Raw genomic sequence first — 13,305 nt, 5'->3', positions numbered from 1 at the left:
ATATACTATTTAATAGCGTTTTTAGTTAATTTGCTATATTGTTCATCACTTAAATCAACATGATAAAATAACTTATAAAATTCTTTTGTTTTTTCTTTTAAATCATAATTAAAATTCTCTGGATAAAGTATTTCAGATAGCCAAATCATACCCATATATCTATTTACAGATGGAGGGAATCCCATCCAATTATATGGCGTACTTGGTGCTTCATAGTATTTACCACTAGATATAGCACTTATTTTTTGCCATTCAGTTTGACTTCCTACTTTACTATATATACTCTGTGGTGCAAACACTATTACATCTGGATTCCATAAATATAATTGTTCTAACGATACTTCATTTCCATTGCCTTTACTTGATGGGTCATTGAGCTTTGCAACATTATTTGCAAGTATATTAATAATCTCAGAGTGGAAAGACCCTTCTGCGATTACATTTGTTCCTGTGTCTCCTACGCAATAAGCAAGGTTTACTTTATTCTTATCACCTATTTTCTTCATCGTTTCTACAGTTGTATCATAAGTAGTTTTACAGTAATCAGCTAATACTTTTGCATTATCTTCTACATTTAAGATTTCTCCTAGCTTAGTGTAACATTCTGACATATTAGCAGTTGTAGCTTCTATAAATATAGTTGGTATACCTGTTTGTTCTTGTATAGAATCTAAATCTTCTTTCATGCTACCTTTCTTCTCACCTATATCGATAATTACTTGTGGTTCTGCTGCTGCAAGGGCTTCCATATTTAAATCTCCCTTACCATAAAATTGACCAAAAACAGGAAGACTAGTATACTTTTTATCCACATAGTCTTTTGAATCATCTGTCCAATCTCCTGATAGTCCAACTAGCTTATCTGGTGCTACTGAAAATAGTACGATTTGTGCTAAACTTCCTGAAGGTGCTATTTTTTCAATATTTGCTGGAATCTCAACTTTTCTACCTACTGAATCAGTAAACATTATTGTTTTAGATGCATTTTTATCCTCTTTTTTTTCTTTAGCATCACCATTTGACGATGTACATCCAACTAAAGATGTTATTGCTAAAGTTAATACCAATAACAATGATAATAATTTCTTTTTCATTTTATCCCCCTTAAGTAAATTATATAGTTACACTTTTTGGTATGCAGACTCTAATTTTATCATCATATAAGCTGTTTAATTCTACATCTATGTTATATAATTTTTTAATTAGACCAGAATTAATTATGTACTTAGGCACACCAAAAGCTAATATTTCATGATTGTATAAAGCTAAAACCTTGTCTGCATACAAAAAGGCTTGGTCTGGATTATGTGTTGACTGAATTATTATATATCCATCCCTTGTTAATTCTTTTACTGTATTTAATACTCTAATTTGATTACCATAATCTAAATCAGAGGTTGGCTCGTCCATAATAAGTATCTTTGCATTTTGAGCTAAAGCTCTTGCAATAAGTACTAATTGTCTTTCTCCTCCACTTAAATTTATAAAATTCCTATCTTTTAAATAAGAAATTCCTATTTTGTCTAAAGATTCTTCAACTATTTCCATTTGTTTTTTAGTAGGTTTAGACATAGGTGAAATTTGTGATGTTGTTCCCATCAATACCATTTCAACAACAGAATAACTAAATACGGGATTATGAGACTGAGGGATATAAGCTATTTTTCTTGCTAGATTCTTAATTTTGTAATCCTTCAAGTTTTTTCCATCCAATAATATTTCACCTTTATATCCTTTTAATAACTGAAGTATACACTTAAACATAGTACTTTTCCCTGCACCATTAGGTCCTAATATACATAGTAACTGACTACCTTCAACATTAAAGGATATTTGATTAAGTACATTTTGATTTTTATAAAAATAACTGAGATCTTTAACTTCTAAAATCATATTAATCCCCTCTTTTCGTAATCAGATATATGAAAAATGGTACACCAATAAACGATGTTAATATACCTATAGGTATCTCACTAGTCCATAAATTTCTAGATACATTATCAACTAACAACAAAAACGATGCTCCAAACATAGCTGATGTTGGCAATAAATAAACAAAATTATTTCCAACTAATCTTCTAGATAAATGTGGTATTACAAGACCAACCCAACCTATCATTCCACTTACAGCAACACTTGCAGAAGTTAAAAGTGTAGCACATATAATAGTAATAAATCTTATACGCTTTGTATTTATCCCCATCGTTCTTGCCTCATCTTCTCCTACAGTCAATATGTTTATTTGCCAGCTAATAAGTATTAGAGGTACTATACCTATTAACATAGGAATAATTGCAAATTTTATGTCAGATATTTTAGCTCCTGATAAACTTCCCATTAACCAATATGTAATTGCAGGTAACTGGTCATTAGGGTCTGCTACAAGTTTTATAAAAGATGTACCTGAAGAAAATAATGAACTTACCATAATACCAGATAAAATTAAGCCTAACACTTTACTTCCCTTTGTTCTTTCACTTATCAAATAGACTAAAATTACAGTAATTAAACTAAAGATGAATGCACTAACTGTAACCTCTCTACCACTTTTATAAAGAAATAATGCTAAAGCAGCTCCAAATGCTGCTCCTGATGATGCCCCTAGTATATCTGGTGATGCCATAGGATTTAAAAAAATATATTGATATGATGCTCCTGCAGCTGCCAATGCCCCACCTACTAAACATGCAAGTACTATTCTTGGTAATCTAACATTTAAAAATATAGTTTCCATGCTATCTGTCCAAAACTTATCTATATTACATATTTTCGAAACTAAAATTCCAAATACTTGATGTGGTTCTACTGGATATTTTCCAAGTGCTAATGATACTAATATCAATGTAATCAATATTATAACTAAACAAAACATAATTAACTTATTACTTTTTGCACTCTTATTCACTTATTTAATCCCCTTTTGTCTCCACTATTTTCATTATGTTACCTGTCTTTTCGATATCCTCATAAGGTGCACTTATTTTTACTAAATTAAAACATTTATCTATATCATCTACAACAAATCCACCTATATTTTTTATACCTAATTTTTTGAAATCTGAAGATATAGGTGTCGATATATCACAAATTATGCTTTCTTTATTAAGTGAATCATTTGCTATTTTTATTAAATGTTTATTAATAATTAAGTCTCCTCCTAAATATGTACTATCATAGTTTTCTACTAAATATCCATATGCTGATATGTTGTAATCCTCTTCTACTATTTTTCTATTGAAAAAATCCACATCATATCTAAATTTAATTTTATTTTTATTTTGAAGATTTCCCTCTACTACTGCTATTTTTTTTGATGAATCATCAATCATGGAAATGAAATGATGATTAATTTTCTCTAGGCTTAATGTTTTATTGCAAATATTCTGATTATAATAAGAATTTATTGCTGCTAATCCTAAACTAGCTTCTATAAAATTCCAAGATTTAATTGACTTGCATAAATCTTTTAAAGACATATTTATTTTTATATCGTTTTCAAAAGGAAATCTTTTATCAGATAATAAATGACTAATACCTGCTCCATAATCTGTTATTACCATAGCAAACTCTGAGCCTATAATAAAATCTTTTACTCTTATGTTTTCTGGTATTTTATCTATTAAATTATTATAAAACTCCCACATTTTGTCACCCCCTTCAAAGTAATTATATTATGTTTTATTATATTTAGCTATATTTTTTTATATTTTTCTGTATTTTTAGTTATGTTTCATTATGTTTTACTATGTTTAATTATATTACACTTCATTATTTTTTAATTTAACCGTTCTATTTTGAAATCATAAGTTTATTTAGTAGATGTGGCTATTATGCACAAGTTTTCCATAGATTCAAAATAACTATAATACTCTTGCAACTAAAAAAGCCATGCAAACTAATCTAATTTACATGGCTTTATACTCATCAATCTACACCTAACACAACTTTAATTTTAGATTCTATTGTAATAACTCTTGGCCCAAATATAACTTGAACTGAATTTTTCTTCCTAACAACTCCACTTGCACCTAGCTCATTTACCCAAAAACCATCCTCATAGAATCCATCTATTGGGTTTAGCTCTACTCTAGACCTAGTTGCACAGTTCGTAATACTTTTTATATTGTCACTTCCTGCTAAACCTTCTATTATAGAATGTACAAGTTCTGTATCTTTGTCTTCTACTGTATCTTCTACTGCACAATTATTTACTGCTTTAAAATTATCTACATCTTGTCTTTATCTATACTCTTTCTTACTGTAAAGCTTAACTTCTTCTGAGCTTCTTCCTGGTGTCTTTATATCAAACTTCTTAATTGCACATGTGAATATTACATAAGTAACTATAAAGAATATTGGTAAGTATCTCATTACAATAAATCCTAAATCATTTATTACTTTAATGAATATATTTATAAATAAGTCTTCATGTATTAATCCACAAGCCTTAAATCAGAAACATTTTCCATATTTGCAAAAGCTAACCCTAATTCTATAAATATCCCTGCTAGAACAAGTAATATAATAGGAATCATCATTGATTCAGAAAGTACTTGTAATTTATCCTTCATCTTGTATAGATTATAATTAGTTAGACAATAAATATTTGAGCATGATATTATTATATATAATAGTACAAAGAAATATAGTTTTGCCATGAATAGAAAAAGTAAAAGTTATATAAATAACTATAATAATTGAAAAGGAAGTAATCTATGAAAATAGCAATCATAACAACTGAATTTTTAAAAGAATTTGTAGCGAATTCTATAAAAAAATTAAATATTAATGCAGAAATTGAAATATATATTTATAAAGATTTTTCTCATGTTGGAGATTTATATCTAGAAATTGAAGATAAGTTTGATGGATTCGCAGTCAGTGGACCTATACCTAAGGAAGCTATTACAAAAAAAGTTGGTACTATAAAAAAACCTTTAGTTGATTTTGGTACTGATTTACAAAGTTATTATGATATGTTTCTAAAACTTATTTTTAAATACAATACATTAGATTTTTCTAGAGCATACTTTGACCTAATGGACTGGGCAGATAATCCAAAAGACATATCATATTATTTATCAAATGGTACTTTTGGAGATTTAATGTATAGTATTAATGAAAATACATCCAAAATGAGTTTATCTGATATAGCAGAGCTTGAAAAAAATATTGAAAAAAAACATATTAAGTTATGGAATGAAGGGAAAATTGATTTTTCTACTACTCGTTTTAGTAGTATTGTCCCTATGTTACAAGATGCAGGAGTAAATTTTCACTTCATATATCCTGACATAAATTTATTGAAAAGTACTTTTAATGAATTAATAAAGGACATTCATCTGCATAGAATGAAGGTAAACCAACCTGGTGTAATATATATAACAGTTAAAGATATGAACCATTATGATTATACTATAGACCAAATTTATAAAATATTAAACAATCTAAAAAAAGATAAATTAACTGATTTTATAATTGAAAAGGATACTAGCTCTTTTAAGATTTTTACTAAATGTGAGACCATTAAATCATTAACTAAAAATTTCACTACATGTTATATAAAAGAATCTATTGAAAATAGTATAAACCTTAAAGTATGTGTTGGGTATGGAATTGGTAATAATATAAAACAAGCCATGTCTAATGCTATAAATGCTAATAAGGAATCTAAAATAAATCCTTTAAACTACAGTTTCTTAGTTAATGAAAGTTATGAGACAATAGGCCCTTTACTATGTGATAAATTACTTACTGTTTCAAATAAAGTAACTCCACACATAAATACAATTGCTAAAAATTCCAAATTGTCTACTCTTACTATTCAAAAGATTATATCCGTTATTGAAATTCTACAAAGAGATGAAGTTACTCCTAAGGAATTATCTTCTTGTTTAAATGTAACAGTAAGAACTGCCAATAGATTTTTAAGTAGTCTACTAAAGTCTGGAAATGCTACTATATTATACGAAAAACAAAACTCAACAAAAGGTAGACCTGAGAGGGTATACAAATTATTTATATCAGAAAACAAACATTAAAATCTAGAGTACATAAAAATATTTTATCATTGAATAGTAAATAAAGTTATATGATTTTCTAAAAGGTATATCCCATATTTGTTTTTTAAGATATACCTTTTGTGATATTTATTAATAATTTATGTTATTCCCTATTAAAATTATTTTCTAGCTATTTCACTTCGCAATGAGCAAATAAACAGTAAAATTTCGTGTTCTTTTGATAATGAAAAAATGCTGGCATAAAAATTGTAATCTTATATTTTAAACTTTATATCTCATTTAAGGAGTTGGAATATCATCTGGAATAGGACACTTATATGTTTTTCCATTCATAGATTTATCGAATTCTTCTTTTGCCTTTTTAGCTATATCTGGATTATTCAGTATCTTAGCTCCAAACATAGCCATAATTTTTGCCGCATATATCATACCTTTTTCTCCAATAGAACTTCCTGCACAAGATGTAAACTGCCAACTATGCCCAGGTGCCCCTAGGTTTGTACATCCTGTAAAAAAGTAGGCTGTAGGAACTATATGCATTACATCTCCAATATCAGTAGAACCATAGCTATTAAAGTTCGTAACATTTCCTCCACCATAATATAGATGAGTTCCTTCTGGTAAATTATATTTATTTATCATAGCCTTATATTGTTGTGGGCTTTGTCTATCTAATTCAGCTGCAAAATCCAATTCATCTTGAGTCCAAGGCTCTTGTTTAATATTATCCATACATTCTGACACAAGATTTGCTAAGACATGATTATTTAGAGTATTATAACATCCTCCTAAAAACTCTACTTCAACCTCAGTCTCAGTCATCATTGCAGCTCCTTTTGCTACTTTTATAAGTCTTTCATATGTATTTTCTACAGCTTCCCTACTTAAAGCTCTTGTATAATACCATACTGATGCTTTATCAGGAACTATGTTAGGTGCTACTCCTCCACCTGTAATGGTATAATGAATTCTTACATCAGAAGTAACATGTTCTCTCAAATAATTAGCTCCTACATTAGTAAGTTCTACAGCATCTAAAGCACTTCTTCCATTTTGCGGGTCTGAACCAGCATGTGCAGTTTTTCCTTTAAAATGAAATTTTACAGAGTTAACAGCTGTTGATATACCAATTGTAGCTTCACTAATCTTATTTGGATGAAAATTTATAGCTAAGTCTAATCCTTCAAATGCACCACCTCTAGCCATAAATCCTTTCCCTGTTAATTGTTCTTCTCCTGGACATGCATAAAATACTATAGTTCCACTTAAATGGTTTTCTATCATTTCTCTTTTAAGTCCTACTACTGCTCCTACATGTGCAGTACATAATAAGTTATGTCCACATCCATGACCATAACCTCCCAATTCAAATGCTTCTTGCTTTGTTGAAACTTTTTGGTTTAAACCAGGTAGCGCATCAAACTCTCCCATAAAACCTATAACTGGTTTTCCTGAGCCAAAACTAGCTTTAATAGCTGTAGCTAAGCCTCCTACTCCTATTTCTACATCAAATCCTTCACTTCTTAGAAAATTTGCTGTATTTTCACATGCTTTGAATTCTTTAAATGCTTTCTCTGGATTTTTCCATATTTTCTTACTTAAATCATCAAGTTTGAGTCTTTTTTCATCTATCTCATTTATAGAAATATTTCCTATCATTAACTTTACCTCCCATAAATCTATTTTACATTAACCAAATATAATTGGACCTATTATACTAGCAAATGCCACTGAAGCAATAGTTACAGTAACAAATCCCCCTATAATCATTTTTGGTAATAAATAATCTGTTGCCCTTTGCTTCTCTTCTACAGTTCCTTCCATAGCATCAATACCTTCATTAGAAATTATCTGTGTTGCTGGATAAGCAAGCATACAAGTTACACCAATTGCTGCTGACATTCTTGGAGAGTATCCTAATAACTTTCCTACAATTGCAGTAAATAGTATTATGAATACAGCTCCTACAACTAGAATTCCTATAGTTGGAACAATCATTGCAAATAATGCTGTTGGAGTTACCTTAGCAAGTCCTCCAGGTAACATTAACATACATCCAAACATTATAATTCCATTAGATTGAGATTTATCTAAAATTCCCTTTTCTAAAAATCCTATTCGTGTAAAAATTAAACCTACTAACAAGCATGCTATATTTGGATTTAAATAATAATTTGCTGGAGTAAATCCTGGTATTAGAGTAGCTAATCCTACAAAGTTTCCAATCATAGCAACAAATGAAAGTTTTGCAAGATATACTAGATTGGAGGATTTCTTATTTGATTCTTCTTTAAAAATTCTCATACTTGGAAGCTTAAAATTACTCTTTGATACATCCTTTAAGAAATCTCCCCTATCTCTTTTAAATTTTAATTCTTTATTTATGCAATATGTTGTTATAGGAATACCAAAGAATTTTTGAAATGACAATACTAAAATTACAAATGCTGCAAGTTCAGGTCTATTTGCTGCTTCTGCAACCGTTGTTACAATAATACCAGCAACAGTAGAACCTGCTATTGGAGGTGCTGCTATTAAAGCATACTCTCTACCAAATAACATACTACCAACTGTGAAACAACCAACCGCTATGCCTACAATACCTACTAATGCAATTACAACTGTTTTCCATTCATGGCATAAATCCTCAAGGTTTATAAGCGTTCCCAAGTTAGTTATTAACAATGCTATACCAAAGTTACTCATTGCAGCTAATATCCCTGATGCTCCTGTAACGTCTTTTGGAAGAATATTTGTCCAAAAGCCTAATAAAAATATAATACATACAAATAGCAATGTTGAAATTGCACCTTTTGTTTTCTTAGATAAAAACTCACTAAAAGCATAAATCATTACACATACAGTAAAGCAAGTAAGCGGATTCCAAAAATTTTCCATTGTTGTTTCCTCCTAAATATAATAATTTTTATCAATAAAACAATAATTATAAAGTGTGTATTCTGTAGTTATTCTCAACTACATATAGCACAATTTGATATTTTTTGATGATATTTTATACGTCTCAAATTATTCCTAAAATACCTAATATAAATTAATAACATATCCATTAATATTGTTAAGAGATACCTTATTTTAACTATTTCTTTTAAGTCTTCTTTAGGTGCAAACTTGTATTTGCTAATGCCTCCCCTCTTTAAGTTAGACTATATCTAGCGACTTTAGAAATCGTATTCCTAGCAATAACAATTATTTGTCATATTAAATAAATGATAAACTATATGCCTATAGTAGTCCTAAATTATTCTTAAATTAGTAAAAAAAAATAAATTTACTAAAATAAGGTCACTAGTTTTTATTTTGTCAAACTATTCTTGATATAAATTATAATTTCAAACTTTACTTTTGTCAATATATTCTGACAATAAATTACAAGTTTATAGTTTTAGAATTATTCTTAATCTTCTTATGTCACCATGTACTTTATACTTAAATGATTATCATTCAGAAGTTATTCTAGAAGATTCCTACTATATATTACTTTTTATACAATATACTTTTTTAAGATTGAATATAATGTTATGTATCTATTTTTCAATAAAAATACTCCTATTTTATCATGAGCTATTTATCCAACATGCCTTTAAGATAAATTGGTGGATGCTTTACACCTTTTAATTCTTCATTGCTTTTTAAAAGTTTATTATTATTTTCCATATCATAAATTTGTAACATTACTTTATTTACATATAGAGCATAATAATCATCACTATAAAAATATTGATATTCATATTGAGGGTCATCTTTGTAATATACTCTATATAGTATTCCTTTGTAGCTTGCTTTCTTTGCTTTTTCTCTTGTAATACTCTTTATATTATCTTTTGAAATATCTTGCTTTACCATATACTTGTTAATATATATTTCAGCCTCCTTCCATGGTTTAATGTAGTTTTTATACACAACAAACCCTGTTACACTTATAATACTTATAATTAATACTCCTAAAATAACTTTATACTTTTTCATATTAATCCTCCCTACTTCAATCTAAATTTTTTTCAGTTCTAATGTTAAAAACTTGATATAATATACTAAAAAAGAGATGTTATATTTTTTTATTAAAATATAACATCTCTCATATTTAGTATCAATATATATGCCCCAACTGGTAGGTTAAGTGACCCCACTGTCAGTATTTTGATTAAGTGGTATGTATTGTCCATTTTAACCAATTTACTATATTTTAATTGCTCTACTATCACATATAAACTGTAATATCACATCTGCTGCTTTTTTTGAACCTCCTGCATTATAAAAACTTTTTGATAGTTTAGTTGCATTTTCTTTGTATTCATTATCATTCATAACTTGAAATACTGCATCTTTAATATCTTTTGATTTATTTTCTTTTAACATGAGCCCTGCGCCCAAATAAGTAACTCTATTAGCTACCATTCTCTGCTCCGAATGTTGTGGAAATAATACCATAGGTACTCCATAATATAAACTTTCATTAACACTATTCATCCCACAATGAGTAATAAACACATCAGTTTCTTGAAGTACAGTAGTCTGTTTGACACTATTTTTAACTTCAAAATTATTTGGTATATGTCCTAAACTTTTAATATCAGTATCACTACCAACAGACATAATTACATCAACCTCATAATCTTCAAATGCATTTATACAGTTTTTATAAAAGTTAATATTTTTATTATTAATTGTACCAAGTGAAATATATATTAGCTTTTTCTTTCTCTCTTTGGGTCCAATAATTACCTTTGATACTGATGGCCCTACAAATGAATATTTACTAGAAAAAGTTTCTACCATTGGTTGAAATTCTTTTGATGTATATACAATAGTATTCGTATCATCATCATTAGAAACTATAGAAATAAAGTTTTTTACCTCATATCCTTTTCTTCGTAAAAGCTTTATTTTTTTATTAATACGTCTCATACCAAAAACCATACATATAATTTCTATAAAGCTTTGTTTCATCATCTTCGCTGTATGTTTATTAATCGCGAAAGTTGTTGTAGAACATATATATGGAATATTAAGTTTTTGTGCAAATAATTTTCCCCAAAAACTTAGTGAATCTGATACAATACAATCTGGATTAAATTCTTTAAGTTCTCTACAAACTTTTTCATCTAAAGATATGGTAGTATCTACTATCATCTCAATTAACCCAGAAAAATCTTTACCAATTTTTTTCTCATCTCCAGGACGTAATTCTGGAAGATATTTATCACAACAAATAAATTTTGCTCCAGCACCTTCAATTTTATCTTTAAATTCATTAAAAGAATAGTACAATACCTCATTCCTTCTATCTATCAATTCACGAACTACTTCAACGGTAGGATTGGTGTGACCATATGCAGGAATACTGAAAAATACTATTTTGCCCATATTTTATCCATCCTTTTATAATTTTTTTAAATTACTCTTCTTTACTTATTACCCCCATATGACCTATAAAATTTATCAAATCACGTTGATGAACAATTCCTAATCCTCTTTCTTCATCTCCTAGTATCAATAATTTGTCCCCTGAGTTTATATTAAATACATCCCTTGCTTCTTTTGGAATAACAATCTGACCACGTTCACCAACTACGACAGCTCCAAAGAAAAATTTTCCTGTAGGTGGTACTATAATCCCTGATTTTTCTTCCGAATGATTAACTAAATCATCTAATCTGACATTATACAATTTTGCAAGTTTAATACAACTATCTATATCAGGAGTAGATTCTCCATTTTCCCATTTTGCTACTGATTGTCTAGAAACATTAAGTTTTTCAGCTAATTCTTCTTGTGTGTACTGGTGAATTTTTCTTAGTCTTTTCAAATTCGTATTAATCATATTTTTCATACCTCCTATGTTTATAGTATTAGATTTATTACTTAAATTCTATCAACTAATCTTAACATTCATGTATATATTTTTATACATAAAAAAGAGCTATCACAGAACAAATTTAATTTATTCATGCGACAACCCCTTTTTGCTAAATCACTTTACTTTACTCACCTTTTCTTACATCATCTTCACCAATATGTTGTATTCCAACAAATATAAGATTTATTAGCTCTGTTAGTGATTTCCATTGTGATTTTTTTGAATCAAGATAATAATAATTTCTAGTTCCTTCTCTACGTACATTAACAATTTCTGCTTCTTTCAATATTTTAAGATGATGAGATACAGCAGGACGAGAAAGATGTGTTTTTTCTGTAATTTCTCCTACTCGTATACCATTGAAGTCACTTTCTAAGAGTGTTATTAAAATTAACTGTCTAGTTTCATCTCCCATAGCAGAAATAGCTTTACGACATTCTTTAAATTTAGATGTTATTTCTTGTATTCTTTGCTGACATTCTTTTTCCATAAACTCCTCCATACCTTATAAGTATCTAACACTTGCTGGTTCTTTTTGTGCAGTACGTCTATATTTAACATCTGGATATCCAATCACTAGTGTCATAAGTACATGATTCCTGTGTTTTAGACCTAAAAGTTTTTTTAACTTTGGTGAATTATTTGCTACATCTGAAAAATATCCACTAAATAAAACCCCCAGACCATAAGATTCTGCCATTAGTGCCATATTAGATGCTGCAAGTGAACCACTAATCTTATCTTTTGTTACTATCATTATTGCAATAGGAGCATGCTTGAAGAAAAAGTTATCATCAACCTCAACTTCCTTTGAATATTTAACAGCAATATTTGCAATAGGTTTTATTTTTCTAAAAAATCTCACTGCTTCCTTTTCATATATTGCTTTTTTATTGTCTAAAACAATATATGATACATCTTGTGAATTTTTAGCACTAGGTGTGTATCTACCTGCTTCAATAATTTGCTTTACAATTTCTGAAGAAACTTCTTTATCTTTAAATTTCCGGATACTTCTTCTAGATTTAATTGCCATTAGTAATTCATCTGAGTCTAAGTTTGGCTTATTTGTAAGTTCTATTGGTGGTTCATCAAACCCTGTAAGTGTAATAGCTTCTTTGGGACAGATTGCTGCACAGTGTCCACACATTAGACAATCTTGCTTTTTAATTACTGATTTTTTATTTTCTATAATTATATTATTTACTGGACAATCATTTTTACAAAGTCCACATCCAATACAAAGGTCTTTATTAACTTCAATTATATGTTGATATTTCATATACATTCATCTACCTTTCGTTCATTAGTTTAAACTATTATAACACGAAGATGTTTTTTATATTCATTGGTAAAGAATTTGATTACCATTAAATTTTTAATACCTCTATTACACAAGTTTTT

15 protein-coding genes and 1 pseudogene are annotated in these 13,305 nt (G+C 28.5%); 1 reads left to right on the top strand and 15 read right to left on the bottom strand.

Features of this window, described 5'->3' with window-relative positions; all coding sequences use genetic code 11:
- Positions 1–5: 5 nt before the first annotated feature.
- The 7 genes from IC213_RS06975 to IC213_RS06950 all read right to left on the bottom strand — a co-directional run bounded on the left by IC213_RS06975 (position 6) and on the right by IC213_RS06950 (position 4,571).
- Positions 6–1,094, bottom strand: a complete 1,089-nt coding sequence (locus IC213_RS06975; RefSeq protein ID WP_227481946.1) for an ABC transporter substrate-binding protein — start codon at positions 1,092–1,094, stop codon at positions 6–8.
- A 19-nt stretch (positions 1,095–1,113) separates the two neighbouring features.
- Positions 1,114–1,893, bottom strand: coding sequence for an ABC transporter ATP-binding protein (locus tag IC213_RS06970; protein ID WP_227433848.1), 780 nt, complete (start codon positions 1,891–1,893; stop codon positions 1,114–1,116).
- A 1-nt stretch (position 1,894) separates the two neighbouring features.
- Positions 1,895–2,905: a FecCD family ABC transporter permease gene (locus IC213_RS06965; RefSeq protein ID WP_413926936.1), complete on the bottom strand. Its 1,011-nt coding sequence runs from the start codon at positions 2,903–2,905 to the stop codon at positions 1,895–1,897.
- Positions 2,906–2,909: 4 nt separating this feature from the next.
- Positions 2,910–3,644, bottom strand: coding sequence for an enolase N-terminal-like fold-containing protein (locus tag IC213_RS06960; RefSeq protein WP_227481945.1), 735 nt, complete (start codon positions 3,642–3,644; stop codon positions 2,910–2,912).
- Between the two features lie 280 nt (positions 3,645–3,924).
- Positions 3,925–4,149 (bottom strand): PTS transporter subunit EIIB, encoded by a 225-nt coding sequence (locus tag IC213_RS06955; RefSeq protein ID WP_227863005.1) that lies wholly within the window; start codon positions 4,147–4,149, stop codon positions 3,925–3,927.
- A gap of 90 nt (positions 4,150–4,239) precedes the next feature.
- Positions 4,240–4,371: a hypothetical protein gene (locus IC213_RS20945; protein WP_255613126.1), complete on the bottom strand. Its 132-nt coding sequence runs from the start codon at positions 4,369–4,371 to the stop codon at positions 4,240–4,242.
- A 62-nt stretch (positions 4,372–4,433) separates the two neighbouring features.
- Entirely contained in the window at positions 4,434–4,571 is a 138-nt protein-coding gene (locus IC213_RS06950; RefSeq protein WP_227481944.1) for a hypothetical protein, read from the bottom strand.
- Positions 4,572–4,715: 144 nt separating this feature from the next.
- Here IC213_RS06950 and IC213_RS06945 point away from each other — a divergent pair, with 144 nt between their 5' ends.
- Complete coding sequence (locus IC213_RS06945; protein WP_227862905.1) at positions 4,716–6,041, top strand: hypothetical protein; 1,326 nt, start codon at positions 4,716–4,718, stop codon at positions 6,039–6,041.
- A gap of 261 nt (positions 6,042–6,302) precedes the next feature.
- Here the strand turns inward: IC213_RS06945 and IC213_RS06940 are convergent, their stop codons facing one another.
- The 8 genes and pseudogenes from IC213_RS06940 to IC213_RS06910 form a co-directional block, all read right to left on the bottom strand.
- Positions 6,303–7,682, bottom strand: coding sequence for a M20 family metallopeptidase (locus IC213_RS06940; RefSeq protein ID WP_227862904.1), 1,380 nt, complete (start codon positions 7,680–7,682; stop codon positions 6,303–6,305).
- Positions 7,683–7,712: 30 nt separating this feature from the next.
- Positions 7,713–8,921, bottom strand: coding sequence for a hypothetical protein (locus IC213_RS06935; protein WP_227862903.1), 1,209 nt, complete (start codon positions 8,919–8,921; stop codon positions 7,713–7,715).
- 684 nt (positions 8,922–9,605) lie between these two features.
- Positions 9,606–10,010, bottom strand: a complete 405-nt coding sequence (locus IC213_RS06930) for a DUF3139 domain-containing protein (RefSeq protein ID WP_227433831.1) — start codon at positions 10,008–10,010, stop codon at positions 9,606–9,608.
- 210 nt (positions 10,011–10,220) lie between these two features.
- On the bottom strand, positions 10,221–11,408 hold the full coding sequence (locus tag IC213_RS06925; RefSeq protein WP_227862902.1) for a macrolide family glycosyltransferase: 1,188 nt from the start codon (positions 11,406–11,408) through the stop codon (positions 10,221–10,223).
- 31 nt (positions 11,409–11,439) lie between these two features.
- Entirely contained in the window at positions 11,440–11,655 is a 216-nt protein-coding gene (locus tag IC213_RS21275; protein WP_413926638.1) for an AbrB/MazE/SpoVT family DNA-binding domain-containing protein, read from the bottom strand.
- A gap of 27 nt (positions 11,656–11,682) precedes the next feature.
- A pseudogene (locus IC213_RS21270) lies at positions 11,683–11,865 on the bottom strand (helix-turn-helix transcriptional regulator); the annotation flags it as partial.
- A 160-nt stretch (positions 11,866–12,025) separates the two neighbouring features.
- Positions 12,026–12,391, bottom strand: coding sequence for an ArsR/SmtB family transcription factor (locus IC213_RS06915; protein ID WP_227433828.1), 366 nt, complete (start codon positions 12,389–12,391; stop codon positions 12,026–12,028).
- 15 nt (positions 12,392–12,406) lie between these two features.
- Entirely contained in the window at positions 12,407–13,183 is a 777-nt protein-coding gene (locus IC213_RS06910; RefSeq protein ID WP_227433827.1) for a nitroreductase family protein, read from the bottom strand.
- Positions 13,184–13,305: the final 122 nt, after the last annotated feature.

The organism is Clostridioides sp. ES-S-0049-02 (genome assembly GCF_020658465.1).
Classification (GTDB): domain Bacteria; phylum Bacillota; class Clostridia; order Peptostreptococcales; family Peptostreptococcaceae; genus Clostridioides.
Note: the sequence above shows the minus strand (reverse complement) of the source record. Positions and strands in the feature narration are given on the sequence as shown.